This is a genomic window from Streptomyces sp. NPDC087420 (genome assembly GCF_044744165.1).
In the GTDB taxonomy this organism is placed as follows: domain Bacteria; phylum Actinomycetota; class Actinomycetes; order Streptomycetales; family Streptomycetaceae; genus Streptomyces.
In genome coordinates this window covers 36,271-61,866 of the sequence record NZ_JBIUXU010000010.1, presented here as the reverse complement: position 1 = coordinate 61,866, position 25,596 = coordinate 36,271, and the positions used below count along the sequence as shown (strand labels likewise).

Annotated in this window: 22 protein-coding genes; 12 read left to right on the top strand and 10 right to left on the bottom strand. The window is 72.3% G+C overall.

Annotation, left to right across the window (positions count from 1 at the left end):
* Window positions 1-170 precede the first annotated feature (170 nt).
* Together ACIO1C_RS21570 and ACIO1C_RS21565 are read left to right on the top strand one after the other, a co-directional pair.
* Window positions 171-1,715, top strand: a complete 1,545-nt coding sequence (locus tag ACIO1C_RS21570; RefSeq protein WP_401865923.1) for a hemolysin family protein — start codon at window positions 171-173, stop codon at window positions 1,713-1,715.
* Window positions 1,712-2,767, top strand: coding sequence for a hemolysin family protein (locus ACIO1C_RS21565; protein WP_401865921.1), 1,056 nt, complete (start codon window positions 1,712-1,714; stop codon window positions 2,765-2,767). The genes ACIO1C_RS21570 and ACIO1C_RS21565 overlap by 4 nt, the downstream gene beginning before the upstream one ends.
* 107 nt (window positions 2,768-2,874) lie before the next feature.
* On the opposite strand, the gene ACIO1C_RS21560 is transcribed toward ACIO1C_RS21565, so the two are convergent.
* Both ACIO1C_RS21560 and ACIO1C_RS21555 read right to left on the bottom strand, forming a co-directional pair.
* Window positions 2,875-4,785 carry an AAA family ATPase gene (locus ACIO1C_RS21560; protein ID WP_401865920.1) on the bottom strand — a complete coding sequence of 637 codons (1,911 nt, stop codon included), beginning with the start codon at window positions 4,783-4,785 and terminating at the stop codon, window positions 2,875-2,877.
* Between the two features lie 383 nt (window positions 4,786-5,168).
* Entirely contained in the window at window positions 5,169-5,777 is a 609-nt protein-coding gene (locus ACIO1C_RS21555; protein ID WP_401865918.1) for a uridine kinase, read from the bottom strand.
* A 241-nt stretch (window positions 5,778-6,018) separates the two neighbouring features.
* On the opposite strand from ACIO1C_RS21555, the gene ACIO1C_RS21550 reads away from it, so the two are divergent.
* Both ACIO1C_RS21550 and ACIO1C_RS21545 read left to right on the top strand, forming a co-directional pair.
* On the top strand, window positions 6,019-7,368 hold the full coding sequence (locus ACIO1C_RS21550) for a peptidase C39 family protein (RefSeq protein ID WP_401865916.1): 1,350 nt from the start codon (window positions 6,019-6,021) through the stop codon (window positions 7,366-7,368).
* Between the two features lie 79 nt (window positions 7,369-7,447).
* The gene (locus ACIO1C_RS21545) at window positions 7,448-8,233 is read left to right on the top strand and encodes a TetR/AcrR family transcriptional regulator (RefSeq protein ID WP_401865914.1); all 786 of its coding nucleotides are present in this window, start codon (window positions 7,448-7,450) and stop codon (window positions 8,231-8,233) included.
* A 12-nt stretch (window positions 8,234-8,245) separates the two neighbouring features.
* Here ACIO1C_RS21545 and ACIO1C_RS21540 read toward each other — a convergent pair whose 3' ends face one another.
* Window positions 8,246-9,514, bottom strand: coding sequence for a glycoside hydrolase family 18 protein (locus ACIO1C_RS21540; protein ID WP_401865912.1), 1,269 nt, complete (start codon window positions 9,512-9,514; stop codon window positions 8,246-8,248).
* 434 nt (window positions 9,515-9,948) lie between these two features.
* Between ACIO1C_RS21540 and ACIO1C_RS21535 the strand changes: the two genes are divergently transcribed.
* Window positions 9,949-11,121, top strand: coding sequence for an acyl-CoA dehydrogenase family protein (locus ACIO1C_RS21535; protein WP_401865910.1), 1,173 nt, complete (start codon window positions 9,949-9,951; stop codon window positions 11,119-11,121).
* A gap of 78 nt (window positions 11,122-11,199) precedes the next feature.
* Here ACIO1C_RS21535 and ACIO1C_RS21530 read toward each other — a convergent pair whose 3' ends face one another.
* Window positions 11,200-11,625: a hypothetical protein gene (locus ACIO1C_RS21530; protein WP_401865909.1), complete on the bottom strand. Its 426-nt coding sequence runs from the start codon at window positions 11,623-11,625 to the stop codon at window positions 11,200-11,202.
* A 228-nt stretch (window positions 11,626-11,853) separates the two neighbouring features.
* On the opposite strand from ACIO1C_RS21530, the gene ACIO1C_RS21525 reads away from it, so the two are divergent.
* The 4 genes from ACIO1C_RS21525 (at window position 11,854) to fxsA (ending at window position 15,953) form a co-directional block, all read left to right on the top strand.
* Complete coding sequence (locus tag ACIO1C_RS21525; RefSeq protein WP_401865907.1) at window positions 11,854-12,294, top strand: Lrp/AsnC family transcriptional regulator; 441 nt, start codon at window positions 11,854-11,856, stop codon at window positions 12,292-12,294.
* Between the two features lie 93 nt (window positions 12,295-12,387).
* Complete coding sequence (locus ACIO1C_RS21520) at window positions 12,388-14,013, top strand: amidohydrolase (RefSeq protein ID WP_401865905.1); 1,626 nt, start codon at window positions 12,388-12,390, stop codon at window positions 14,011-14,013.
* A gap of 481 nt (window positions 14,014-14,494) precedes the next feature.
* Complete coding sequence (locus ACIO1C_RS21515) at window positions 14,495-15,262, top strand: polyprenol monophosphomannose synthase (RefSeq protein WP_401865903.1); 768 nt, start codon at window positions 14,495-14,497, stop codon at window positions 15,260-15,262.
* A 91-nt stretch (window positions 15,263-15,353) separates the two neighbouring features.
* A complete protein-coding gene (fxsA, locus tag ACIO1C_RS21510; protein ID WP_401865901.1) occupies window positions 15,354-15,953 on the top strand; it encodes an FxsA family membrane protein in 600 nt (199 codons plus the stop codon).
* Window positions 15,954-16,114: 161 nt separating this feature from the next.
* Here the strand turns inward: fxsA and ACIO1C_RS21505 are convergent, their stop codons facing one another.
* The 4 genes from ACIO1C_RS21505 to ACIO1C_RS21490 all read right to left on the bottom strand — a co-directional run bounded on the left by ACIO1C_RS21505 (window position 16,115) and on the right by ACIO1C_RS21490 (window position 19,606).
* The gene (locus ACIO1C_RS21505) at window positions 16,115-16,489 is read right to left on the bottom strand and encodes an RNA polymerase-binding protein RbpA (RefSeq protein ID WP_161311542.1); all 375 of its coding nucleotides are present in this window, start codon (window positions 16,487-16,489) and stop codon (window positions 16,115-16,117) included.
* Between the two features lie 255 nt (window positions 16,490-16,744).
* Window positions 16,745-18,118, bottom strand: coding sequence for an MFS transporter (locus ACIO1C_RS21500; protein ID WP_401865899.1), 1,374 nt, complete (start codon window positions 18,116-18,118; stop codon window positions 16,745-16,747).
* A gap of 58 nt (window positions 18,119-18,176) precedes the next feature.
* Entirely contained in the window at window positions 18,177-18,941 is a 765-nt protein-coding gene (locus ACIO1C_RS21495) for a glycerophosphodiester phosphodiesterase (RefSeq protein ID WP_401865897.1), read from the bottom strand.
* Complete coding sequence (locus ACIO1C_RS21490) at window positions 18,938-19,606, bottom strand: YitT family protein (RefSeq protein WP_401865895.1); 669 nt, start codon at window positions 19,604-19,606, stop codon at window positions 18,938-18,940. Before ACIO1C_RS21490 ends, ACIO1C_RS21495 begins: the two co-directional genes overlap by 4 nt.
* Window positions 19,607-19,706: 100 nt before the next feature.
* Here ACIO1C_RS21490 and ACIO1C_RS21485 point away from each other — a divergent pair, with 100 nt between their 5' ends.
* Entirely contained in the window at window positions 19,707-21,206 is a 1,500-nt protein-coding gene (locus ACIO1C_RS21485; protein WP_401865893.1) for a PLP-dependent aminotransferase family protein, read from the top strand.
* A 208-nt stretch (window positions 21,207-21,414) separates the two neighbouring features.
* Here the strand turns inward: ACIO1C_RS21485 and ACIO1C_RS21480 are convergent, their stop codons facing one another.
* Together ACIO1C_RS21480 and ACIO1C_RS21475 are read right to left on the bottom strand one after the other, a co-directional pair.
* Window positions 21,415-23,010 carry a hypothetical protein gene (locus tag ACIO1C_RS21480; protein WP_401865891.1) on the bottom strand — a complete coding sequence of 532 codons (1,596 nt, stop codon included), beginning with the start codon at window positions 23,008-23,010 and terminating at the stop codon, window positions 21,415-21,417.
* A 42-nt stretch (window positions 23,011-23,052) separates the two neighbouring features.
* Window positions 23,053-23,247, bottom strand: coding sequence for a hypothetical protein (locus tag ACIO1C_RS21475; RefSeq protein WP_161307554.1), 195 nt, complete (start codon window positions 23,245-23,247; stop codon window positions 23,053-23,055).
* Between the two features lie 239 nt (window positions 23,248-23,486).
* Between ACIO1C_RS21475 and ACIO1C_RS21470 the strand changes: the two genes are divergently transcribed.
* Together ACIO1C_RS21470 and ACIO1C_RS21465 are read left to right on the top strand one after the other, a co-directional pair.
* Window positions 23,487-23,879, top strand: a complete 393-nt coding sequence (locus ACIO1C_RS21470; RefSeq protein ID WP_401865889.1) for an ankyrin repeat domain-containing protein — start codon at window positions 23,487-23,489, stop codon at window positions 23,877-23,879.
* A gap of 251 nt (window positions 23,880-24,130) precedes the next feature.
* Entirely contained in the window at window positions 24,131-25,549 is a 1,419-nt protein-coding gene (locus tag ACIO1C_RS21465; RefSeq protein WP_401865887.1) for a HEAT repeat domain-containing protein, read from the top strand.
* Window positions 25,550-25,596 lie beyond the last annotated feature (47 nt).

Genomic DNA, 25,596 nt, shown 5'->3' with positions numbered 1-25,596 from the left:
ACGCCCCTGTCTTGATTACTCTGGTGGTGGCGGCGCCGAGTGCGCCGCGCCCTGCATCCGACGGCCGTGTCCGGCCCGTGGGGCATCCTGCGACCCGAGGAGTGACTCCCTCCAGCAATGGACGGATCATCCGGTAGTACCTGCGCCGCCCCCTTCGACGAGGCGGCGGCATGACCCTCTCCCTTCTGCTGCTCGCCGCGGCATTCCTTCTCATCCTCGCCAACGGCTTCTTCGTGGCGGCCGAGTTCGGCCTCGTCACCGTGGACCGGCCGGACGCCGAGCGCGCCGCCGCCGCGGGCGACCGGCGGGCCCGTACCGTCGTCAAGGCACTCAGCGAGCTGTCGTTCCAGCTCTCCGGCACCCAGCTGGGCATCACCATCACCTCCCTGGTCGTCGGCATGCTCGCCGAACCGGCCCTGGCCGACCTGCTCGACGGCCCGCTGACCGCGACGGGGCTGCCCGACGGCGCCGTCTCCGGGGTCTCGGTGGTGGTGGGCATGCTGCTCGCCTCCGCCGTCCAGATGGTGATCGGCGAACTCGTCCCCAAGAACTGGGCGGTGTCCCGGCCGCTCCAGGTGGCCCGGTTCGTCGCCGGACCGCAGCATCTCTTCTCCACCGCGTTCCGGCCGGTGATCACGCTCCTCAACACCGTCGCCAACCGCCTCGTCCGGATGCTGGGCGTGGAACCGACGGACGAACTCGCCTCGGCCCGCACCCCCGGCGAGCTGGTCTCCCTGGCCCGGCACTCGGCCCGGGCGGGCACGCTCGAACAGGACACCGCCGACCTGTTCGTACGGACCCTGTCCCTCGGCCGGCTCACCGCGCAGCACGTGATGACACCCCGCGTGAAGGTGAGCGCCCTCCAGTCGGACGCGACCGCCGCGGACGTCCTCAACCTGACCCGGGCCACCGGCCTGTCCCGCTTCCCGGTCTACCGGGAACGCATCGACGAGATCGTCGGCATGGTGCACCTCAAGGACGCGCTGGCCGTGCCCCGCGACGAGCGGGCGCGTACGGAGGCCGGGAGCATCGCCGTCCCGGCGCTGCTGGTCCCCGAGACCCTGCCCGTCCAGCAGTTGCTGGAACGGCTGCGCAGCGAACAGCCCATAGCCGTCGTGGTCGACGAGTACGGCGGTACGGCCGGGGTCGTCACCCTGGAGGACATCATCGAGGAGCTCGTCGGCGAGGTCAGGGACGAGCACGACGCCGAGGGCGACGGGCGGCCGGAACTGGCCCCCGTGGCCGCCGAGGACAACAGGCCCGCCTGGGAGGCCGACGGCAGCGCCCGTGTCCTCACCCTGCGGCGCATCGGCCTGGACGTGCCCGAAGGACCGTACGAGACGCTGGCGGGCCTCGTCGCCGATCTGCTGGGCCGTATCCCCGCTCCCGGGGACCGGGCCGAGCTGCCCGGCTGGCGGCTCTCCGTCCGGCGGGTGGACCGCTACCGGGCCGAGCGGGTACGGCTGGTCCGTACCGGTGACGTACCGGCGGAGGCGTACCAGGACAGCCCGAAGGAGCTCGCGGCCGACGCGCCCGCCTCCCGTCCTGCCGGATCCCGCGCCGGAGGTCCCGCGAAGGTCCCGGTGGGGGTGGCCGGTGACGGTCTGTCCGGGGGCGCGCACGACGACCTGCCGGGCGTGGTCGCCCAGGACGCGGGCCGGGTGGCCCAGGACGCTTCCACGGACACCCCCGCGATGGCGGAGGGCTCCCGATGAGCGTGCTGCAACTCGGCCTCGCCGTGCTCCTCGTCCTGGCCAACGGGTTCTTCGTCGGCGCCGAGTTCGCCCTCGTCTCCGTACGCCGCAGCCAGATCGAACCGCACGCGGCCCTCGGCTCCGCGCGGGCCCGGCAGGTGCTGCACGGTCTGGAGAATCTGCCGCAGATGATGGCGGCCGCGCAGTTCGGCATCACCGTCTGCTCCCTGACGCTCGGCGCGGTGGCCGAGCCGACGGTGGCGCACCTGCTGGAACCGCTGTTCCACGCGGTCCGGATGCCCGAGGGCCTCGTCCATCCGCTGGGCTTTGTCATCGCCCTGGCGCTGGTGGTCTTCCTGCACCTGGTCATCGGGGAGATGGTCCCGAAGAACCTCGCCATGGCGGCCCCGGAGAAGACCGCGCTCTGGCTCAGCCCGGGGCTGGTCGGCTTCGCCCGGCTCTGCCGCCCGGTCACGGCCGCGCTGGGCGCCTGCGCCCGGCTGGTCCTGCGGGCGTTCCGGGTCGAGCCCAAGGACGAGGTGGAGGCCGTCTTCACCAGTGAGCAGCTCAACCGCCTCGTCGAGGACTCGGGCCAGGCCGGACTGCTCGACGCGGAGGCGCAGGAGCGCCTGGAGGACGCGCTGGAGCTGGGCAGCCGCCCGGTCACCGACGTCCTGCTCCCGCGCGGGTCGCTGGTGACGGTGACCCCCGCCGTCACCCCGCGCGAGATCGAGGAGCTGACCGTACGGACCGGCTTCTCGCGCTTCCCGGTGTGCGCGGAGGGCAACGCGGCCTTCATGGGCTACCTCCACGTCAAGGACGTCCTCGACCTGGAGGCGGACGAACGGGCCGTACCGCAGCACGTGTGGCGGCCGATGGCGACCCTGCGGGCGGAACTGCCGCTGGACGACGCGCTCACCGTGATGCGCCGCGCGGCCACGCACCTCGCGCAGGTCGCGGACGCGTCCGGGCGGGTGCTCGGTCTGGTGGCGCTGGAGGACGTGCTGGAGATGCTGGTCGGTGAGGTACGGGACCCGTCCCACCGGGAGAACAACCAGGCGCTGGCACTCTGACACGCGTCCTGTGACACGACAGAGGGCCGGCCCCACGGGGCCGGCCCTTTCCGGTCGGCTTTCCTGACGGTGCTCCCCGGCCGGCTCCCGGTCGGCCGGCGGCCGGCTCAGGCGCCCGGCGGATCCTGCGGGCCCCGGTTCACCGGACCGCGTCCCGAGAGCACCTCGCCGTACGCCTGCATCAGATCGGGCAGCCGCAGTGTCGCCAGGTCGTCCCGGCCCGGGGTGCCGCTGTACCCGGACAGCCGCAGATCGCGGTACGCGCAGCTCTTCTCGTACAGCGTCCTGAGGAAGCGCCCGTTGCCCAGCTCGTCGATCCAGCCCTGGTCGACGACGTGCGCGCTGATCGAGCGCAGCTCGTCCACCGACTCCTCGTCCCAGGCGTCGCCGTTCTCCGCCGCCAGCACCCGGCCGATGGCGGTCAGCTCCAGCGGCCGGTAGCTGGGGAAGTCGACCCGGCTGGTGAAGCGGGAGGAGAGGCCGGGATTGGTGGCGAGCAGCCGGTCCATGCCCTCCGGGTAGCCCGCCAGGATCACCACCAGATGGTCGCGGCTGTCCTCGGCGCGCTTGAGCAGCACCTGGAGGGCCTCGTCGCCGTAGGCGTCACCCTTGCTGTAGCCGGTGTTGGCGAGGCTGTACGCCTCGTCCACGAACAGCACCCCGCCGATCGCCGAGTCGATCAGATCGTTCGCCTTGACCGCCGTCTGGCCGAGGAACTCACCCACCAGGTCGGCCCGCTGTGCCTCCACGAGATGATCCCCGCCGAGCAGCCCGAGCGCGTAGAAGACCCGGCCCAGGATGCGGGCGACGGTGGTCTTGCCGGTGCCGGAGGGGCCCGAGAAGACAAAGTGACGTTTCGGCGGCTGGACGGGCAGTCCCTCGCCGGCCCGCAGCCGGGCCATGTTGAGCTGCGCCGAGAGCGCCTTGACCTGCCGCTTGACCGGTTCCAGGCCGACCATCCGCTCCAGCTCGGCCAGGGCGCTCGCCAGCAGCACCGGGTCGGTGGGGCCCGCGGGGAAGCGCGGGGGAGCGGGCTGTACGGGCAGCGGGACCTTCTCCCGTACCCCGTCGAAGTTGTCCGGCGGGGGGTCCGCGGGGCCGCCGAGCAGCGGCTGCGGCCCACCGCCGAGGTACGCCTCGGAGGCGGGCGGCCCCTGCGGGGCCTCCGGATCGCCCTGCGCGTCCACCGCCTCCTGGCCGAAGCCCGCCAACGCCACCGAGGCGAGCCCGCCCGGGTCGTCGGCGCCCTCGTACCCGTCCAGGTCCGTGATCGCCGCGAGCCGGGCGGCGGTGTCCATGAAGGACGGGTCGAGCCGGTGCACCGCGCGATAGAGAGGTAAGGCGGCGGCGCTGCGGCCGGTGCCCTCGTGGGCGCGCGCCAGCCAGTAGCGCAGCTCCTTGCGCTGCGGCTGCTCGCTGCGACAGCGCATCAGCGCCGTGGCCAGCAGCGGCTCCGCCTGCGTGAACATCTCCAGCCTGACCCGGGCCATGCCGCCGAACAAGCCCGCCTCGATCCCGAGGAGAGTGTCGTCGACGAGCGGTTCCGTGTGGCGTACCAGCTCGTCCCAGTCCTTGACCAGGTACGCGCGGCACGCGTGCAGGAACCGCACCTGCGGATCGGCGTTCACGGGCGGCAGCCCGGCGAGTGCCCGGTCGAGTTCCGGTACGTGCCGGCCGTCCAGCCAGTGCGAGGCGTGCGCGAGCAGCAGGTCCCGGCCGCTCTCGAGTACCGGTTGCACCCACCAGCCGAGCCAGTACCAGGAGTTGAGCGTGCGGCGGTGGTGGGCGCGCTGCTCGCCGAAGCGGTCGCGGTGGCGGTACATCCGGAGCAGGGCCGTCGTGGTGTCGACGCGCAGCGCGTGCAGCCCCAGCCAGCCGTCGGCCATTCCGGGATCGAGCCGTACGGCGGTCCTGAACTCCTCCTCCGCCTGCGGATACGCGCCCATGGTGTACGCGTCCACGCCGCGCACCCAGGCGAGGTCGGCCGGGGCGTGCGTGCCCTGCGTGCCGATATCCATCAGGTCCCCCACAAACCGTGCACCCATGATGTCCCGCCGGGCGGGAGCCCGTCGGCAGCGTGCTGAACCACCTTGTCGCGGACGGGAATTGACCGCACCGAGATGCATCGTACCTGCGCAGGGGGTGTCCGACTAAGGGTGCCGCGTGTCTGCGGGGAGCGGTGACCGACGGTGAGCGCGGGGTGGGGCGCGGCGGCCGGGAAGGGGTGAAAGGGGCAGAACGAAGCCCCCGATCACGGGGGAACAACCGGGGGCTTCGCGTCTGCGGCGGCTCCGAAAAGCCGCACATTAAGAACGTAAGACCTGTCCCACCCGTCGGTCAAGCGGAGTTGGAGCACACGCCGGGCCGATTGCCCACGGCCCGGCAGGGAGGCCGAAACTGATCACGTTGGGTGAGGGACCGGTTCGGTTCCCGCTGTCGCAGGCGGCTCAGGAGACACCACATATCCCTCCTGTACCTCCCGTACCAGCGCATCGGCGAACGGCCGCGAGGGATCCTCCGCGAAATGGCTGGTCTCCGCCACCGTCCAGCCGTCCCAGAACCCGGCCTGCGCCGGTCCGTCGCGCCGGCGCCCCCGGCGCCAGGACTCCTCGGCGCCCCGGTCCATCCACAGCAGCCGGGCGAGGTAAGGCCGCAGGGCCCGCCGCCCGGCCCCGACCCCCTCGATCAGGACGACGGGGGCCGGCGCCAGGACACGCGGCGCGCCGAAGCGGCGCAGGGTCCAGTCGTACGGCGCGTAGCGCGCGCTCGTCCCGCGCGCGAAGGGGTCGACCACCTGGTCCAGCAGCCGGGGCAGCCACGCGAACAGCTCCTCGTGGGTCGCCAGGTCGTCGAGGCGCAGGACGGGCGCGCCGCCGAGCGCGTCCGCGAGGCGGGTGGCGAAGGTGCTCTTCCCGGAGCCCGCGTGGCCGTCGACCGCCACCAGCCGTACGGGCCCGCAGGAGGGCGGCAGGGCGCGCAGGGCGGCGGCCACATCCGTCAGATCGTCCATCCGCCCAGCCTACGAGGGGCGGGGGCGGTGATCCGGTGCCCGGTGGTCCCGCAGGTCATGCCACTGGTCAGGACCAATATTGCTCACGCCACGCGGGCCGAATCGCTGGCAGAAGGCCGCCGGGAGCCTGGATAGTTGACGACTGCCGAGCGGCCGTCCCTTCCCCCTCTCTCCCCTCCCTCTCCTCACTCCCCTTTTCTGCCGCTTTCGCCCTTTCTGCCGTCGACCGGAGGTCCCCCCTGTGACCCGTCCCCCCTCCCGCAGAACCGTACTGGCCGCCGTGCTCGCGTCCGCCGCGTCCGCCGCCGTGGTCTCCGCCGTCCCCGCCGCCGCCCTGTCAGCCCCCCGCGCCGAGCCGCTGGTGGACAATTCCTTCTGGACGTCGTACTCCGACTGGCGCGCGGGCGAGGCCCAGGGCACCCGCGCCGTGCCGGGCGCCCGGCCCTCCCTGGTGATCGGGGCCCCCACGGGCCGCGTCGACTACGCCGATCCGCACACCGGGCTGACCACCGCCTGGGAGTACGGGACGTGGACCTCGCCGGTCCATCGTTCGGCCGTCCCCGCCACCGAACTCGTCGCCTCCTGGAACGCCAGGACACCGGCCGGCACCTGGATCCAGATCGAGCTGCGGGGCGACTACTCCGACAAGACCAGGACCCCGTGGTACGTCCTGGGCCGCTGGACCTCCGGCGACGGCCCCGACGACATCCGGCGCACCTCCGTCGACGACCAGACCGACGGGCGCAGCAGCATCTGGACCGACACCTTCTCCGTGGACGACGCGGCGAGCGGGCTGCGCCTGGCCTCGTACCAGCTGCGGCTCACCCTGTACCGCAAGCCGGGCACCCGGCTCACCCCGACCGTGCACCGGCTCGGCGCGATGGCGTCCGACATCCCCGACCGGTTCACCGTGCCGGCCTCCGCGCCCGGCCTGGCGCGGGAGCTGACCGTGCCGCGCTACTCGCAGAACACCCATGCCGGGCAGTACCCGGAGTACGACAACGGCGGCGAGGCGTGGTGCAGCCCCACCTCCTCGCAGATGATCATCGAGTACTGGGGGCGCAGGCCCACCGCGGAGGATCTCGCCTGGGTCGACCCCGCCTTCGCCGACCCGCAGGTCTGCCACGCGGCCCGGTACACGTTCGACCACCAGTACGACGGCTGCGGCAACTGGCCCTTCAACGCCGCGTACGCCGCCACGTACCGGGACCTGAACTCCGCCGTCACCCGGCTCGGTTCGCTGACCGACGTGGAGAACCTGGTCCGTGCCGGCATCCCCGTCATCACCTCGCAGTCGTTCCTCCAGACGGAGCTGACCGGGGCGGGTTACGGCACGGCGGGACACCTGATGACCGTGATCGGCTTCACGGAGAAGGGGGACGTGATCGCCAACGACCCCGCCTCGCCCGACAACAACGCCGTGCGGCGGGTGTACCGGCGGGCCGAGTGGGAGACCATCTGGCTGCGCACCAAGCGCTACAACGCGTCGGGGAACGTCACCTCGGGGACCGGTGGCGTCTGTTACGTCTACTGGCCCGCCGACCCCAGCACGGCCCAGCGGCACGCCCTGCGGTCGGTCGGACTGCTCTGATCGAACCGGTCTCCGGCCGCCACGGGTGTCTCTGCAATACTGCGGGCATTCTGAGGCAGCCGGAGACCAGGACGCGAACGTGAATCGTAGTCAGCAGCGGGGCGCGTCCGCCCGATCACAGGTGCGACGCTCCGAACTCATCGCCACCGGAAGGAAGTTGTTCGCCGACACCTCGTACGACGCGCTGTCGATGGACGACATCGCCTCGCACGCCGGGGTGGCCAAGGGGCTGATCTACTACTACTTCGAGAACAAGCGCGGCTACTACCTCGCGATCGTCGAGGACGCCGTCACCGAACTCGTCACGCTCGCCGCTGGCGGCGCCGAACTCCCGCGCACCCAGCGCGTGCAGCGGACCGTCGAGGCCTATCTGCGCTTCGCCCAGTACAACGAGGCGGCCTACCGCACCGTCATCAACGGCGGTGTCGGCTTCGACACCCAGGTGCAGTCCATCAGGGACGCCGTGCGTACGGGGCTGGTCTCCACGGTCGCCGACGGCGCCTACGGACACCACGACATCCCGCCGATCGCCCGGCTCGCGCTGCTGGGCTGGCTGAGCAGTGTCGAGTGGCTCACGCTCGAATGGCTGGCGCACCGCGACACGCTGCCCCGGGAGATCCCGCGCGACCTGCTGGTGCGGATGCTGCGCCACACCCTGAACACGATCGAGGAGTTCGCGCCGGAATGCCCGGCGCCGCCACCCGACCTGGAGTGGCGGCCGTTCACGGGTCTCGACGACCGGCAGGCCGAGAGCCTGCTCGACGCGCCGGACGGGCAGACGCCGGACGGCCCTGCGCCGGACGGGCATTCACCGGGCGGGCATTCACCGGACGGGCCGGATGCCGGCCCGCCCGGTGAACAGTGAGGACCGTCCTGCCTAGTTGATCGCCTTGATCAGCTCACCGTTGGTGGTGTCGCCGCTCAGCTCCCAGAAGAACGTGCCGCCAAGACCCTGCTGGTTCTTGTAGGCCATCTTCCCGGCGATGGTGGCGGGGGTGTCGTAGCTCCACCAGTTATTGCCGCAGAAGGCGTACGCGGTGCCACCGACCGTGCCGTTGGCCGGGCAGCTGGTCTTGAGGACCTTGTAGTCCTCGATGCCCGCCTCGTACTTGCCGGCCGCCGCGCCCGTCGCGGACCCGCCGGGCGCCTTCTGGGTCACACCGGTCCAGCCGCGTCCGTAGAAGCCGATGCCGAGCAGCAGCTTCGAGGCCGGGACGCCGAGGCTCTTGAGCTTGGCGATGGCGGTGTCGGTGGTGAAGCCCTGGGTCGGGATGCCCGCGTAGTTCGTGAGCGGGGAGTGCGGGGCGGTGGGGCCCTGCGCCGCGAAGGCACCGAAGAAGTCGTACGTCATCGGGTTGTACCAGTCGAGGTACTGCGCGGCGCCCGCGTAGTCGGCGGCGTCGATCTTGCCACCGGGGGTGCCGTCGGCCGTGATGGCGGCGGTGACCAGGTTCGGGGCCTTGAACTGCGTCCGCAGCGCGGAGGCGAGGTTCTTGAAGGCGGCGCGGCCGCTCGTGTCACAGCTCAGACCGCAGGAGTTGGGGTACTCCCAGTCGATGTCGATGCCGTCGAAGACATCGGCCCAGCGCGGGTCCTCCACCAGGTCGTAGCAGGACTTCGCGAAGGCGGCCGGGTTCCTCGCGGCCTCGGTGAAGCCACCGGACCAGGACCAGCCGCCGAACGACCAGATGACCTTCAGGCCGGGGTGCTTCGCCTTGAGCTTGCGCAGCTGGTTGAAGTTGCCGCGCAGCGGCGCGTCCCAGGCGTCGGCCTTGCCGTCCACGCTCTGGTCGGCGGTGTACGCCTTCTCGTAGTCGGCGTACGAGTCGCCGATCACACACTTGCCGCCCGTGACGTTGCCGAAGGCGTAGTTGATGTGCGTGAGCTTGGCGGCGGAACCGGACGTCTCGATGTTCTTGACGTGGTAATTCCGGTCGTACACACCCCAGTTGGTGAAGTAGCCGACCACCTTGCTGCCGGCCGCCGCCGCTGCCGGTGCGGCGGCCTGCTGCGCGGCCGCCGGCGACGTCGGCGCGCCCGCGGAGGCGCTGCCGGCTCCGGCGAGGAGGCTGACACCGAGAGCGGCGGTACACGCGGCGGCGACGAGCGCCCGGAGCCGGGCGCGAGGACGGTGAAGTGTGAGCACGAAGTCTCCTCGTGGGGGAGGACGTACGGGTGGGGGAGTGGCCGGACGGGACGGAGCGGTGGAAGGACGGCCGGCCACGGTCCGGATGTGACATGAACACCGAACCCGTTCCGGGTGGACGTTAGAAGGACTAGACCACTGCGGTCAATGGTGCGGACCAACTCGGCCGCGCCGTAAGGGGACGAAGAGGACGCACCCGGGCGCCCGGGCGCGCTCCCGGGCGCGCGGCGCGGGCGGATCCGCCCCCGGTGACGGGGGGCCGCCGATCGGGCATACTCAACGCGCCACAACCGCTGGTCAGCCTCTTCCGCGATCCGGGAAGGCAGCATCGGTTGGGCAGTACGCGTCCGGGGATATCCCGGACCTCAGCCGGCGGCGCCGCCCCACCCCGCGCGCGACCGCCGCAGTGTCCCGACAGGGAGGAGAGCGCCGCCATGCCCGACCGCGCCCCGCAGCCGGTGGAACGTCACCTGCCCACCGAAGAGTCCGAGGACCTTCTCGCGCTCGTACGCGACATCGCCCAGCGGGAGATCGTTCCCGCGGCCGCCGAGGAGGAGGAAGCGGGACACTTCCCGCGCCCGCTCTTCACCCTGCTCTCCGAGTCGGGCCTGCTCGGCCTGCCGTACGACTCCGCCCTCGGCGGCGGGGACCAGCCGTACGAGGTCTACCTCCAGGTCCTCGAAGAACTCGCCGCCGCCCGCCTCACCGTGGGCCTCGGCGTCAGCGTCCACTCCCTGGCCTCCTACGCGCTCGCCGGGTTCGGCAGCAAGGAGCAGCAGGCGGAACACCTCCCCGCGATGCTGGGCGGCGGTCTGCTGGGCGCCTACTGCCTCTCCGAGCCCGCCTCGGGCTCCGACGCCGCCTCGCTGCGGACGCGCGCGGTCAGGGACGGCGACGACTGGGTCATCACCGGCACCAAGGCCTGGATCACCCACGGCGGGATCGCGGACTTCTACACCGTCCTGGCGAGGACGGGCGGCGACGGCGCGCGGGGCATCACCGCGTTCCTCGTGCCGGGCGACGCCCCCGGTCTGCACGCCGCCGCCCCGGAGAAGAAGATGGGCATGAAGGGCTCGCCCACCGCCCAACTCCACTTCGACGGCGTGCGGGTGGCGGACGACCGGCGCGTCGGCGAGGAGGGTCAGGGCTTCGCGATCGCGCTCGCCTCGCTCGACTCGGGACGCCTCGGGATCGCCGCGTGCGCGGTCGGCCTCGCGCAGGCGGCGCTGGACGAGGCCACGGCGTACGCAACCGGCAGACAGCAGTTCGGCCGCCCCATCGCCGACTTCCAGGGGCTGCGCTTCCTGATCGCGGACATGGCGACACAGATCGAGGCGGGCCGCGCGCTCTACCTCGCCGCCGCGCGCCTGCGCGACGCGGGCCTGCCGTTCTCCCGGCAGGCCGCCATGGCCAAGCTGTTCTGCACGGACGCGGCCATGCGCGTCACCACCGACGCCGTACAGGTCCTGGGCGGCTACGGCTACACGGCGGACTTCCCCGTCGAGCGCTACATGCGCGAGGCGAAGGTGCTCCAGATCGTGGAGGGCACCAACCAGATCCAGCGGATGGTGATCGCCCGTCAACTGCTGGGCCCGGAAACCCGCTGAGCCCGCGGACCGACCCGCACCATGCCGAACACGTCGTCATGGTGCGGGGGTTGGCTCACGTACGGTACGGCGCCGCGCTCAGGCGGCGCGTGAGGCCCGGCGTGCCGCCGGGAACGGCTTGAACGGCCGCGAGCCCGGACCGCCGACGTGCGAGAAGGGCTGCGTACGCCAGTCGAGTCCCTGAGGAAGCGTTAGGAGCAGGGCGGTGTGCTGCTCCTGGGCCTCCGGCGACTCGTCGGCGGCCCCGGCCTCCGACGCCCGGCGTCCCGTACCCGCGCAGACCGTGAGCACGAACGGGTTCCACGGGGATGGGCACAGCGCGTGCTCGGGCAGGACGTCCTCGTCCGCCAGGAGCGCGATCGGCCGTGCGCAGTCCGGGCAGATCACCCGGTACATCTCGAACGTGTCGTAGAGATCGGACTCGTCGAACTCGTCGGAATCATCCGCCTCGACAAGATCGACGGACTCCGGTTCGCCGCGTCCGGCGCGCTTCAGGCTCTGCATGGAGACATTCCCCCTCGGGTGGGCCGACCAGGCACTTGTGGTCTCGACCACAGCAAGCAATTCCCTCCGTGCGCGTCCGGTAACCGTGAGGTCCCGACGGACCGCCTCACGGATCTGTGGCGTTCGTCACATGCCCGCCGCACGTGTCCGCGAGACACGGGCAGGCCCCCCACAAGAGACCCCCGGCCGACTGTGCCGGAGGGGACTCGGGGCAATAGGTTGATCCGTATGGAGGAGCTGGATCGTCAGATCGTGGAGTTGCTCGTCAAGGACGGCCGGATGAGCTACACCGACCTGGGCAAGGCCACCGGCCTGTCCACCTCGGCCGTGCATCAGCGCGTCCGCCGGCTGGAGCAGCGCGGCGTCATCCGCGGGTACGCGGCCGTGGTCGACCCCGGGGCCGTCGGCCTGCCGCTGACCGCCTTCATCTCCGTGAAGCCGTTCGACCCCAGCGCCCCCGACGACATCGCGGACCGTCTCGCGTCGGTCCCCGAGATCGAGGCGTGCCACAGCGTCGCCGGGGACGAGAACTACATCCTCAAGGTCAGGGTCGCCACCCCGCTGGAGCTGGAGGACCTGCTGACCCGTATCCGGGGCCTGGCCGGCGTCTCCACCCGGACGACGGTGGTCCTCTCCACCCCGTACGAGGCGCGCCCGCCGCGCATGTGAGCGCCCGGCGTCCTCCGGGCCGCCGTCTTCCGGGATGTCGTACCGGGTCCCCCGGCGGCGGGGCGGCCGGGCGAAAAAGAGACACTGGTCGGCATGACCGAGAGCGAAACCCGCACCGTGCTCCTGCGCGGCGGAGAAGTCCACAGCCCCGCCGACCCCTTCGCCACCGCCATGGTGGTCGAACGCGGCCATGTCGCCTGGGTGGGCTCGGAAGGGGCGGCGGACGCTTTCGCCACCGGGGTGGACGAGGTCGTGGACCTCGACGGCGCGCTGGTCACCCCGGCCTTCACCGACGCCCACGTCCACACCACCGCGACGGGCCTCGCGCTCACGGGCCTCGACCTGTCCGGCGCACGGAGCCTGCGGGACGCGCTCGGGCTCGTACGGGCCCACGCCACGGCGCACCCCGGCGTACGGATCCTCCTCGGCCACGGCTGGGACTCCGCCCGCTGGCCCGAGCGGCGCGCGCCGTCCCGCACCGAACTGGACGAGGCGACGGGCGGCCGGCCCCTCTATCTGACCCGTATCGACGTGCACTCCGCGGTCGCCACCACCGCCCTGCTCGACCTGGTCCCCGGTGTCACCTCTCTCACCGGCTACGACCAGGAGGGCCCGCTGACGGCCGCGGCACACCACGCCGTCCGGGCGGCCGCCCACGCCGCGGTCTCGCCCCACCAGCGCGCCGAGGCCCAGCGCGCGGCGCGGCGCCACGCCGCCTCGCTCGGCATCGGGACCCTGCACGAATGCGCGGGGCCCGACATCTCCGACGAGGACGACTTCACCGCCCTGCTGGCCCTGGCCGCCGGCGAACCGGGACCCCGGGTCCACGGCTACTGGGCCGAGGCGATCACGGACGGGAAGGGCGCGGCGCGCGTACGCGACCTGGGCGCCGTGGGCGCGGCCGGTGACCTCTTCGTGGACGGCTCCCTCGGCTCCCACACGGCCCACCTGCGCGAGCCGTACGCCGACGCCCCCCACACCGGCACCGCCCACCTCGACGCGGCCGCCGTCGCGGCCCACGTCACGGCCTGCACCGAGGCCGGCCTCCAGGCCGGTTTCCACGCCATCGGGGACGCCGCCGTCGGTGCCGTCGTGGACGGCGTACGCGCCGCCGCCGAGCGGCTGGGCCTGGCCCGGATCAGAGCCGCCAGGCACCGCGTCGAGCACGCCGAGATGCTCGTCCCCGAGACGATCGCGGCCTTCGCCGAGCTGGGGCTCACCGCCTCCGTCCAGCCCGCCTTCGACGCGGCCTGGGGCGGCGAGGACGGCATGTACGCCGAGCGGCTCGGCGCCGGGCGGGCCCGGACGCTGAACCCGTACGCGGCCCTGCTGCGCGCGGGCGTCCCGCTCGCCTTCGGCTCCGACAGCCCGGTCACCCCGCTCGACCCCTGGGGCACGGTCCGCGCGGCGGCCTTCCACCGCACGCCCGAACACCGGATCTCCGTACGGGCCGCCTTCACCGCCCACACCCGGGGCGGCTGGCGGGTCCTCGGCCGGGACGACGCCGGTACGCTCGTGCCGGGCGCCCCCGCCGACTACGCCGTCTGGCGCACCGGCGCACTGGTCGTCCAGGCCCCGGACGACCGGGTGTCCCGCTGGTCCACCGATCCCCGCTCGGGCACCCCGGGACTGCCCGATCTCACGCCGGGCGGACCGCTGCCGGAATGCCTGCGGACCGTTGTCGCCGGACAAACGGTGTTTGTGGGACCGAAAGAGTGACGTGCGGACATTTCGTACCGCCGACCGATGCTCACCGGCCTCCGCCGCGACCTGCGGATCTTCCCCACTGACCTGCTGATTTGGGTCAACACCGCAGGTCAAACGACTGTTGACAGTAAGCAGTCACCGGCGGGTAGGTTCGGCCGAGTCCACCACAGGACGTCCGTCCGGCAACCTCCGCGCAGTCGTCGAACGCCGCTGGGCCACGGGGCGGTGTGCCGCACCGGCGCACCACCACTGGGAGCCAGGTCCAGCACCCGCGTCTCGGGGGCGAGGGAAGGTTTCGGCCGGTCGGCAGGTGCGACCCGGGCGGGGTCCCGGCGTTCAGTAGACAACGGCTTTCGGTCGACCCGCAGCCGGCGGGTCCGAGGTCGGCCCGAAGGACGCCGGGTCCCGATCCGTAGGTCCGCGATGCGGTGACCGCCGACCCCCGAGCGCTCGCTAAGGTGGTGCCTCGGCGTACGGCGATTGAGGGGCAGCAGTGAACGACGGTGGTCAGAGGCGGTACGGCCCGCTCGGTAAAGCCTTGGTGATCATCCCGACCTACAACGAGGCCGAGAACATCAAGCCGATCGTCTCCCGGGTCCGCGCGGCGGTGCCCGAGGCCGACATCCTGATCGCCGACGACAACAGCCCGGACGGCACCGGCAAGCTCGCGGACGAGCTCGCCGCCGAGGACGGCCAGGTCCGGGTCCTGCACCGCAAGGGCAAGGAAGGGCTGGGAGCGGCCTATCTGGCGGGCTTCCAGTGGGGCTTGGAGCACGGCTACGGAGTCCTGGTCGAGATGGACGCCGACGGCTCCCACCAGCCCGAGGAACTGCCCCGGCTGCTGACCGCGCTCAAGAGCGCGGACCTCGTCCTCGGTTCGCGCTGGATGCCGGGCGGGCGCATCGTCAACTGGCCAAAGAACCGGGAGTTCCTCTCCCGGGGCGCCAGCACCTACTCGCGGCTCCTGCTCGGTGTCCCCATCCGGGACGTCACCGGCGGCTTCCGTGCCTTCCGGGCCGAGACGCTGGAAGGACTCGGCCTCGCCGCCGTCTCCTCCCAGGGCTACTGCTTCCAGATCGACCTCGCCCGGCGCGCGGTCGAGGCCGGGTTCACGGTCGTGGAGGTCCCGATCACGTTCGTGGAGCGCGAGGTGGGCGACTCCAAGATGAGCAAGGACATCGTCGTGGAAGCGCTCTGGAAGGTCACCGCCTGGGGCGTCGAGTCCCGGGCGAACCGCATCCTCGGCCGCAAGCCCTCCTGAGCCTCCTGAGGCCGTCGGCCCGGCCCCTCCGCCCGGCCCTTTTGATTGCTCCCATACGCCGTACCGGCCCACGCCCAGGCACACTGGAACCATGACGACCGGACATCCTGAGCCACTTCGGACCCCGCCCAAGCGCTCCCGTGCCCGCACGCTGATCCCGCTGGGCCTCGCTCTGTGGGTGGTGCTGGAGATCTGGCTGCTGATCTTCGTCGCCGGGGTCTCCGGCGGCCTCACGATCCTCGCGCTGCTCGTCGGCGGGGCCGTGATCGGCGCGGTGGTCATCAAGAGCGCCGGCCGGCGGGCCTTCGCCAACCTGACCGCGACCCTCCAGCGCCAGCAGCAGGCGCAGCAGGCCGGTCCGCAGGCCGTGGCGCCGCCCGAGGGCCACGGGTCCACCGGCAACGGCTTCCTGATGCTGGGCGGCCTGCTGATCATGATCCCCGGGCTGATCACGGACGTGCTGGGCCTGCTCCTGCTCGTCCCGTTCGTACGGAAGGCCCTGGGCCGGTACGCGGAGCGGTCGCTGGAGCGCCGGATGAGCGCCGTGGCGGCCCCCGGCACCCTGGGCGACGCGTTCCAGCAGGCCCGGATGCGGCAGCCGGACGGCAAGGTCGTCCAGGGCGAGGTCATCCGGCACGACGAGCCGCGCCGGCCGGAAGACAACGGCCCCCGGCCGCCGCTCTCCAAGTAGCGAGGCCGCGGTCGGCAGGACAGCCGATGGGCCCGACGCACAGAAGAGCCGATGGGCCCGACACACGGTGTGTGTGTCGGGCCCATCGGCTGTTCTGTCGCTCTTTGCTCTATTGCTCTGTGCGCTCTTGTGACTTTTGTGCGGTGGTTACATGCTCGCGGTCAGGCCGACTTCCGGCTGTCCCGCGGGTGCACGGCGATGTTCATGGCGCCGGAGCGCAGGACTGCCAGCCGTTCGGCCAGCACCTCCTCCAGCTCCTCGCGTGTGCGCCGCTCCATGAGCATGTCCCAGTGCGTACGCGCAGGCTTGCCCTTCTTCTCCTCGGGGCCATCTCCGTCGACCAGGAGTGCCTGGGCGCCACACGCCTTGCACTCCCACTCCGGCGGGATGTCCGCCTCCACCGAGAACGGCATCTCGAATCGATGTCCGTTCTCGCATGCGTACTCCACCGCCTGGCGCGGGGCCAGATCGATGCCGCGGTCCGTCTCGTAGCTGGTAACCACGAGTCGCGTGCCGCGGAGAGCTCGCTCACTCATGAATCGTGCCTCCCGGGCTTGTCGCCCACAGGACAGGTGTCGCTGTCGTCGTCATCCGGTCAACGTCCGGTCCGCGGTAAAGATTCCCGTGCCGGGTCTTGCGTCGCCCGTCGTGCCGCCCCTTGTTGTACCCACCAGTGACCGCTTTGTCACCTCTGACAGAAGATGTCACCCGGCGAATTCATTTCTCCAGTACGCAGGAACGGTCCGCCCGGCAGGCCAAACGCGTACACTACCGCCCTTTGACTTCAACGTCTAAATCCGTGCCGGTACGGGGTTTCCCGCGGCCGCGATCGCCCGCCCCACCGGCACCCTCGCCAGCAGGACGGACCCCACGACGAAGAACACCACCAGGGAGATGATCGCATCCCGGTAACTCCCCGTGAGCTGGTACGCGAGCCCGAACACCAGGGGCCCCAGCCAGCTCAGCCCCCGGTCGCTCATCTCGTACGCGGAGAAGTACTCGGCCTCCTTGCCGCGCGGCACCAGGTGGGAGAAGAGCGAGCGGGACAGCGCCTGGCTGCCGCCCAGCACCAGACCGATCGCCGCCGCCAGCGCGTAGAACGCCACCGGCGTCCCGGCCGGCAGGAAATAACCTGCCCCGAGGATCAGCGTCCACACCCCCAGGGAGCCGAGGACGGTCCGCTTGGCACCGTACGACCTGGCCAGCCGGCCCATGCCGAGCGCGCCCGCCACGGCCAGGACCTGCACCAGCAGGACCGCCGTGATGAGCGTCGTCTGGTCCAGGTCCAGTTCCTCGGAGCCGTAGACCGAGGCCTGTGAGATCACCGTCTGGATGCCGTCGTTGTAGACCAGATAGGCGAGCAGGAACGACAGGGTCAGCGGATGGCGCCGCATGTCCCGCAGCGTGTTCATCAGCTGCCGCCAGCCGGTGCCCACCGACCCCTCGCCGTGCCCCGGCACCGCGCGGTCCCGCAGCCGGCGCAGCGGGACGAGCGTGAAGGCGCCCCACCAGACGCCTGCCGAGGCGAGGCAGATCCGTACCGCCGTCGACTCGGAGACGCCGAACGAGTCGTGGCCCGTGTACAGGACGAGGTTCAGCACCAGCACCAGGGCGCCCGAGGTGTAGCCGAACGCCCACCCCCGGGAGGAGACGGCGTCGCGCTCCTCGGGCCCGGCTATCTGGGGCAGGAACGCGTTGTAGAGCACCATCGAGACGGACAGTGAGGCGTTCGCCACGATCAGCAGCAGGGCGCCGAGCAGATAGCGGTCGCCGTCCAGGAAGAACATGCCGGCCGTGGCGGTCGCCCCCAGGTACGCGGAGGCCGCCAGCAGCGGCTTCTTGCGTCCCGTACGGTCGGCCGCCGCGCCCGCCAGCGGCATCACGAGCACCGCCACCACGACCGACAGGGAGACGGAGTAGGCGAAGACCGACCCCGCGCGCACGGGGATGCCCAGCGGGTGGACGAACCCGTCCGCGTCGGCGGCGGCCTTGGCCACCGAGGTGAGGTACGGGCCGAGGAAGACGGTGAGCACGCTCGTGGAGTAGACGGAGCAGGCGAAGTCGTAGAAGTACCAGCCTCGTTGCTCGCGCCTGCGGGCGCGTACCTCGTCCGGTCCGCCCGTGCCGTCCGGCTCTTCGGTACGGTCCACGGTCTCGGCGGTCACCCGCGCCCCCTCGATCAGTTCCAGGCGTTCGGTTTGCCCGGTGTTCAGTTCCCGGCGTTCAGTGCCAGGCTCCCCGCGCGGTGAACACCGTGCGCAGCGTTTCCAGTTGATCGGTCATAATGCCATCCACGCCGAGGTCCAGCAGGGCCTCCATGCGATCCGCCTCGTTGATGGTCCAGACGTGCACCTGGAGACCCCGCGCGTGGGCCGTGCGTACAAAACGCTCGTCCACCACAGGGACGCCGCTCTGCGCCTCGGGCACCTGTGCGGACACCGCCCCGGCCCGGACCGGGAAGGGGACCCCGTACGAGCGAAGTCGCAGGCCCAGCACGCCCCGTACGCCGTACGAGGTGGCGAGCCGGGGGCCCGCGAGCCGCGCCGCGGCCGCCACCCGGCGCTCGGAGAAGGACCCCACGCAGACCCGGTCCCAACTGCCCGTCCCGCGGATCAGGTCCACCAGCGGGACCAGCGCGGGGGCCGCCTTGATGTCCACGTTCCAGCGGGCGTCCGGGAATTCGTCCAGCAGGTCCGCGAAGAGGGGCAGCGGCTCCTTGCCCGCCACCCGCGCCTGCCGTACCTCCTCCCAGGGGAGGTCGGCGATCCGGCCGTGCCCGTCCGTCACCCGGTCGAGGGTCGTGTCGTGGAAGGCGACCAGGCGGCCGTCGGCGGTGGTGTGGACGTCGGTCTCGAAGTAGCGGTAGCCGAGGGAGTCCGCGCGGCGGAAGGCGGCGGCGGTGTTCTCCAGGCCGTCGGCCGCGCCCCCGCGGTGGGCGAACGGGATCGGGCCCGGGTGGTCCAGGTAGGGATGGCGTGGGTGGGTCACGGCCGCAGTATGGCCTGCCCCGGTGACCCGGCGGCGACGACCGGGCTGCTCGCGGGCGCCGCCGGGACGGCGAAGACACGAAGGAAGAGCTGCGCGAGAGGTCCGATGGCCAGCGCGTAGGCCACCGTGCCGATCCCGACCGAGCCGCCGAGGGCGAAGCCCGTGGCCACGACGGCGATCTCGATGGAGGTACGGACCAGCCGGATCGAGCGGCCGGTCACCCGGTGCAGCCCGGTCATGAGACCGTCGCGCGGCCCGGGACCGAAGCGGGCCGCGATGTACAGGCCGGTGGCGAGGCCGTTGAGCACGATGCCCGCGACCAGCAGGGTGATCCTGGCGGGCGCGCCGTGGGCGTCGGGGACGAGGGCGAGGGTGGCGTCCATGGCGAGGCCGACCACGAAGACGTTGGAGACCGTGCCGAGCCCCGGGCGCTGCCGGAGGGGGATCCACAGCAGCAGGACGGTGGCGCCCACGATGATCGAGACGACCCCCATGGACAGGCCCGTGCGCTCGGACAGCCCCTGGTGCAGCACCCCCCACGGCTCCAGACCCAGCCCGCCGCGCACCAGCAGCGCCGCGCTCGCCCCGTACAGCGCGAGTCCGGTGGAGAGCTGGAGCAGCCGACGGGTGAGATGGATGCCCCGGAGGCTGGCGGTGGTGGACATGAGGGGGTCTCCTGATGCGATGGTGGACTGGTACGCATCACTCTGTGGCTGGCTCTTCCTCGCCAACCATGGCCAATCCGGGGAAGGTGGACTGACTTTCATGGCGCAGTGGACCTCTGCGGTCGGCGCGGCGCAGCTCGCCCGGCAGCTCAAGGCGCAGCACGACCGGCCCGCGGGGCCGAACAGCCGCCGGCCGCCGGCGTACCGGGCGCTCGCGGAGGGGGTCCGGCTGCTCGTCCTGGAAGGCCGGGTGCCGGTCGCGGCGCGGCTGCCCGCCGAGCGGGAGCTGGCCGTCGCGCTGTCGGTGAGCCGTACGACGGTGGCCGCCGCGTACGAGGCGCTGCGCGCCGAGGGCTTCCTGGAGTCCCGCAGGGGCGCGGGCAGCTGGACGGCGGTCCCGGCGGGCAGCCCGCTGCCGGCCCGCGGGCTGGAGCCGCTGCCGCCCGAGGCGCTGGGCTCGATGATCGACCTGGGTACGGCCGCGCTGCCCGCGCCGGAGCCCTGGCTCACCCGGGGCGTCCAGGGCGCCCTGGAGGAGCTGCCGCGCTACGCGCACACGCACGGCCGCTACCCGGCGGGCCTGCTGGCGCTGCGGCAGACGGTCGCGGACCGGTACACGGCCCGTGGCATCCCGACCATGCCGGAACAGATCATGATCACCACCGGCGCCATGGGCGCGATCGACGCGATCTGCCAGCTCTTCGCGGGCCAGGGGGAGCGGATCGCGGTGGAGTCGCCGTCGTACGCGAACATCCTCCAGCTGATGCGGCAGGCCGGTGCCCGGCTGGTGCCGGTCGCGATGGCGGAGGGGCTGGCCGGCTGGGACCTGCCGCGCTGGCGCCAGGTGATGCGGGACGCGGCGCCCCGGATCGCGTACGTCGTGGCCGACTTCCACAATCCGACCGGGGCGCTGGCCGACGACGACCAGCGGCGGCAGCTGGTCGACGCGGCGCGCTCGGCGGGGACGGTGCTCGTCGTGGACGAGACCATGGTGGAGCTGCCGCTGGACGCGGGCCTGGAGATGCCGAGGCCGGTCTGCGCCTTCGACCCGGCGGGCAGCACGGTCCTGACGGTCGGCTCGGCGAGCAAGGCCTTCTGGGCGGGGCTCAGCATCGGGTGGGTACGGGCGGCGCCGGAGGTCATCCGGTCGCTGGTGTCGGCGAGGGCGTACGCGGACCTCGGCACACCGGTGCTGGAACAGCTCGCGGTGAACTGGCTGATGCGCAGCGGCGAGTGGGAGGACGCGGTCGCCTTCCGGCAGGGACAGGCGCGGGGGAACAGGGACGCGATGGTGGCGGCGGTACGGGACCAGCTGCCGGACTGGGAGTTCGAGGTGCCACGCGGCGGCCTGACCCTGTGGGCGAGAACCGGCGGCCTGTCGGGCTCCCGCCTGGCCGAGGTGGGCGAACGGGTGGGCGTACGGGTCCCCTCGGGCCCCCGCTTCGGCGTGGACGGCGCCTTCGAGGGCTACGTACGCCTCCCGTTCACGGTGGGAGGCCCGGTGGCGGTGGAAGCGGCGACGCGCCTGGCGACGGCGGCCCGCCTGGTACGAGGCGGCGCGGGCACGGGCACGGACACCCCGAAGCCCTTCGTGGCGTAACGCGCTGCCGCGCGCGGGGTCGGCCGTCGAGGGCTGGGCATGGTGTACCGGGTGCGGCCCGGTGGGCCGGTGTCCTCAAGCGCCGGACGGGCGCGGAGGGGTGCGACCCGGTCAACACCTGCCCGGCGCCGGGCCACTGTGCCCGGCCAATTCAGCCCGCCCGGCGATTGAGGACACCCGTCCACCGGTCCGCACGCGGTCGCAGAGCTCAGCCTTCGACCGGTACCCCCGTCGCGACCGGCCCCGCGGAGGCCACCCGCTCCACCTCCCGCTCAGGCACAGGCTCCCCGGCCGGAGGCGTATGCGCGTCCGGCAGCAGATCCAGCACCGCCCTCCGATGCACCTCGCTCGTCGCGTCGTCGTACGGGTCCGGCGTCGCCGGCACCTGGAGCCTGAGCACCGGCCCCGTACCCAGGCGTGCGTACCCCCGGCCGGGCGGGACGTCCGGCGTGGGCGTCGTGTGCGGCGGCGCCCCGAGCACCGCCTCCACCTGCGCGGCCGCCACCGGCCCGAGGACGACCCGGGCGCGTGTGTGTGACCGTACGGCGTCGCCCAGCGCGTCCAGGCTGTCGAGCTGCTCCGCGACGACCACCGTCACCCCCGCCGCCCGGCCGTGGCGCAGCGGGATCTGGAGGTGCTCCTGCGGATCGGGCCGTCCGCCCGCCGCCGCCAGCTGCCCGAACACGCTCGGCCGGTCCACGAGGATCCACAGCGGGCACTTCACGTCGTCGGGCGTGGGATGCCCGGACTGCCGTGCGCGATTCGCCGCGATCAGCCGCCGCTCCGTCTCGTGCGAGGCCCATTCGAGGCTGGACAGCGCGCCGGACAGCGAGGACTCCACCGACAGCACCCCCCGGCGCCCCGAGAGAAACGCGAACTCGCCCGTCGCGCTGCCCTCCACGATCAGGACGTCGCCGTGCTGGAGGGCCTGGAGCGCGAGGGAGCGCAGCAGGCTCGTGGCGCCGCTGCCCGGCTGGCCGGTCACCAGCAGGTGCGGCTCCGTGGAGCGCGGTCCCGTACGCCACACCACCGGCGGCGCGTCGTGGGTCTCCTCGCCCGCCAGGACCGGCACGGTGCGCTGCACCGCGTCGTCGTCGGTGAAGCCGAGCACCGTCTCACCGGGGACGGTGACAAAACGCTGCGCGGCGATGGCGGTGGGGAGGGCGGCGAGGACGGTCATCACCAGCTGGTTGCCCTCCTCGTCCCAGTGGAAGAGGTATTCGCGCCCGCGCCCCGACTTGGTGTGCAGGAGCTGCTCGATCCTGGCGCGGGCGGCCGGCTCACCGTCGGTGAAGTACGGGGGGTACTTCATCCGCAGCCTGGTGAGCCGTCCGTCACCGTCGAACGCGTACTCGTCGAACGCCGCCTCCCACTCCCCGCCGTGGGAGAAGAGCGGAGCGGGGTCCTCCGGCACGGAGAAGTAGGGCACCAGCGCCTCGTAGAGGGACCGGAGCCGCTCCGTCTCCGCCTCGTCGGGCCCCGTCCGCTTCGGCGTACGGTCCCGTCCCTTCCAGGCGGCCGCGGCCATCACCGAGATGAGGGCCAGCAGCGGCCCGTACGGGATGAGCGCGACCACCAGGCCGCAGGCCGCCACCAGGAACAGCGCGGGACCGCGCCGCTCCCTGGGGGTGCCGGCCCACTTCTGGCGCCCCGCGGCGGCCAGCACCCGCAGACCACGGGTGATCGTGATCAGCGGATGGAGAACATCCGTGGCGCCGTCGGCGGCCGTGCGGGCCATCTCGCGGCTGCGAGCGAGCTGGGCACTGCCGCTGCTCAGAATGCGGGGGAGCGGTCGCCGGGCCACGTCTGTCTCCTGGGGGGATGCGGGAAGGGAGGGAGGCGGGGGTCAGAACTTGATCCCGCCCAGCAGACCGGCGAGGGAGGCGCCGCCGGCCGTGATGCTCGGAGCGATGGCGGTGCCCGCGAGGTAGAAACCGAAGAGGGCGCTCACAAACGCGTGTGAGGCCTTGAGTCCGTCCTTCCTGAAGAAGAGGAAGACGATGATTCCGAGCAGCACGACACCTGAGATGGACAGGATCATGAGGATTCTCCTGGTTGAGGGGACAGTCACCATGAGTTCTTCCAGGATCACCGAAAGTATCTATGCGACAAAAGGTGCAAATGAGTGAAATATTTGGTATTTCACTGCACTGGCCCACATCGGGACCCCGCCCGGGTGGCGGACCGCCCGACCTTGCCGCTGAGCAGTACCCTTTCGTTCACCCGGACGGCTGCGTACGCCGTCCGCCCCAGGTCAACGGCGTGAAAGGCGGTTCACCGATGAGCGAGGCCCACGATCCGGCGGTGGTGGAGCTGGCGACGAGGATCTTCGAGCACGCCCGGCGGGGTGAGGGCGACGCCCTCGCCGCGTTCGTGGACGCCGGAGTGTCGCCGAACCTCTCCAACGACCGGGGCGACTCCCTCGTCATGCTGGCCGCCTATCACGGCCACGCCCCCGCCGTGGAGCTCCTCCTCGCGCGTGGCGCGGACCCGGACCGGGCCAACGACCGCGGCCAGACCCCGCTCGCCGGAGCGGTCTTCAAGGGCGAGGACGCGGTGATCCGCGCCCTGCTGGCCGGCGGGGCCGATCCGGCGGGCGGCACCCCCTCCGCCGTGGATACCGCGCGGATGTTCGGGAAGACGGAGCTCCTGGAGCTGTTCGGAGCCCAGTGAGGCAGGACGGTCCCGCCGGTCAGGACGGGACGGTCCTCAGGACGGGCGCGGGAACGGGCGGGAGGCGAAATGTGGTCGCGGAGGCGAAATGGCTGGGTCATCATGACGTCGAGCCCGTACGGGTCCCCGACGAGAGGCAGAGGAAGATGGTCCACACCAAGCGACAGACGACGGTCGGCCGAACTTGTTGCCGCGCGGCCTAGGTATCCATACCCCCCGGTTGCGTCGACAGCTTGAGTGAGGCTTTCCCCATGTTCGATCCAGTCATAGCGCCGAGCGGCACGCTGCTCGGCCTGTTGCAGAGGGGCCGCGGCGACGGCACGCTGCACGCGCTCGCCGCGCCCCGCGCGGAAGCGCTCGCCGCCCTCAACCACTGCGTGCTGATCGACCCGCGCCACGACTGGCAGGTCGAGAACCGCTCGCTGTACTACGCACGCCTCTACCTGGATCTCCACGGCGGTCTTGACGCCATCGACCACCATCTCTTCCGGGCAGAGGACCACTTCGACACCGAGGAGTCCAGGACCGGGCTCTCCCTCGCCGTACTGGGGCACCTCGCCTCGTACGGCAGGCGCGACGCCCTGGACCTCCTCAGGCGCTACGCCGCGACCGGCTCCAATTGGGCCTGGGCCCTGGACGAGCTGGCGCTGCGCGACGACGACACGGGCCTGCGCTCCCTCGCGCTGCCCGTGCTCGCCCGATTCCCGGCGACCCCGGAGGGCGAGGCCGAACTGGCCTCGGCCGTACGGGACGCCTTCGAACCCCGCCCCTGGCGTCTCTGGGCCGACGATCCGCGCGAGGCGGTCGGCGGCCGGATCAGGGCCGCGGGCGAACAGGGCTCGTTCGACCGCTGGCAGCGCCAGATGCGGCCGAGCGGACCACGGCCGGGCTGGAGCGTCCAGGCCGTCTTCGACTGGGCGCAACAGGCGCTCGACCGGGGCACGCCCCTCCATGTGCCCGCCGCGCGCTGCCTCACGGCGGTCGCGGGGCCCGACGACCGGCAGGCGATCGTCGAGGCCGCGCGCAACGGACCCGACGCGGCCCGGTGCGCCTCGCTCCACTACCTCGCCGAGATCCGCGACCCGGTGGTCCTCGACCTGATCGAGGCCGCCGCGTCGAGTACGGACCGCACGGTCGCGGAGGCCTCCGTCGCCGCGTTCGAGCGGATGTGCGGCGAGGACGCCGTCGACCGGGCCCGGGGCTGGGTCCACCGGCCCGACGCCCTCGGCGCCTCCGCCGCGGGCGTACTCGCCGGCCGGGGCGGCACGCAGGACGCCCAGCTGGTCCTCGGCGCGCTGCGCGAGACCGTACGGTCGGAGGGGCCCGACGCGCCCCTGCTGTGGACCCTCGTCGACGGGGCGGGACGCCTCGGCATCGTCTGCGCCGCCCCCGTCCTGCGCCACGTCTACCGCGAGACCGCCTCCTCCCAGCTGCGCGGACGCGCGGCGAGGGCGCTGGCCGCCACCGACCCCTCGTACGCCACCGGATTCGCCGTCGAATGCCTGTGGGACTGCGAGGAGACCACGAGGGAGGTCGCCGCGCTGCACGCGGAGACCGCCGACGTACGGGTGGCGGAGCGGCTGCGGAGACTGGCCGCCGACCCGGCCGAGGAGGCCGAGGTGCAGACCGCCGTACGGAGCAGGATCGGCCCCGACGCCGCCGCTCTGTGACACCGGACGCTCATTGACCTCGGGGTGACCTCAGGACCGTGAGCGTC

Bases quoted from the DNA above. Each gene is read 5' to 3' on its own strand.
- ACIO1C_RS21570 (WP_401865923.1), top strand. From the start codon at position 171: ATGACCCTCTCCCTTCTGCTGCTCGCCGCGGCATTCCTTCTCATCCTC.
- ACIO1C_RS21565 (WP_401865921.1), top strand. From the start codon at position 1,712: ATGAGCGTGCTGCAACTCGGCCTCGCCGTGCTCCTCGTCCTGGCCAAC.
- ACIO1C_RS21560 (WP_401865920.1), bottom strand. From the start codon at position 4,785: ATGGATATCGGCACGCAGGGCACGCACGCCCCGGCCGACCTCGCCTGG.
- ACIO1C_RS21555 (WP_401865918.1), bottom strand. From the start codon at position 5,777: ATGGACGATCTGACGGATGTGGCCGCCGCCCTGCGCGCCCTGCCGCCC.
- ACIO1C_RS21535 (WP_401865910.1), top strand. From the start codon at position 9,949: ATGCCCGACCGCGCCCCGCAGCCGGTGGAACGTCACCTGCCCACCGAA.
- ACIO1C_RS21530 (WP_401865909.1), bottom strand. From the start codon at position 11,625: ATGCAGAGCCTGAAGCGCGCCGGACGCGGCGAACCGGAGTCCGTCGAT.
- ACIO1C_RS21525 (WP_401865907.1), top strand. From the start codon at position 11,854: ATGGAGGAGCTGGATCGTCAGATCGTGGAGTTGCTCGTCAAGGACGGC.
- ACIO1C_RS21520 (WP_401865905.1), top strand. From the start codon at position 12,388: ATGACCGAGAGCGAAACCCGCACCGTGCTCCTGCGCGGCGGAGAAGTC.
- fxsA (WP_401865901.1), top strand. From the start codon at position 15,354: ATGACGACCGGACATCCTGAGCCACTTCGGACCCCGCCCAAGCGCTCC.
- ACIO1C_RS21505 (WP_161311542.1), bottom strand. From the start codon at position 16,489: ATGAGTGAGCGAGCTCTCCGCGGCACGCGACTCGTGGTTACCAGCTAC.
- ACIO1C_RS21490 (WP_401865895.1), bottom strand. From the start codon at position 19,606: ATGTCCACCACCGCCAGCCTCCGGGGCATCCATCTCACCCGTCGGCTG.
- ACIO1C_RS21485 (WP_401865893.1), top strand. From the start codon at position 19,707: ATGGCGCAGTGGACCTCTGCGGTCGGCGCGGCGCAGCTCGCCCGGCAG.
- ACIO1C_RS21475 (WP_161307554.1), bottom strand. From the start codon at position 23,247: ATGATCCTGTCCATCTCAGGTGTCGTGCTGCTCGGAATCATCGTCTTC.
- ACIO1C_RS21470 (WP_401865889.1), top strand. From the start codon at position 23,487: ATGAGCGAGGCCCACGATCCGGCGGTGGTGGAGCTGGCGACGAGGATC.
- ACIO1C_RS21465 (WP_401865887.1), top strand. From the start codon at position 24,131: ATGTTCGATCCAGTCATAGCGCCGAGCGGCACGCTGCTCGGCCTGTTG.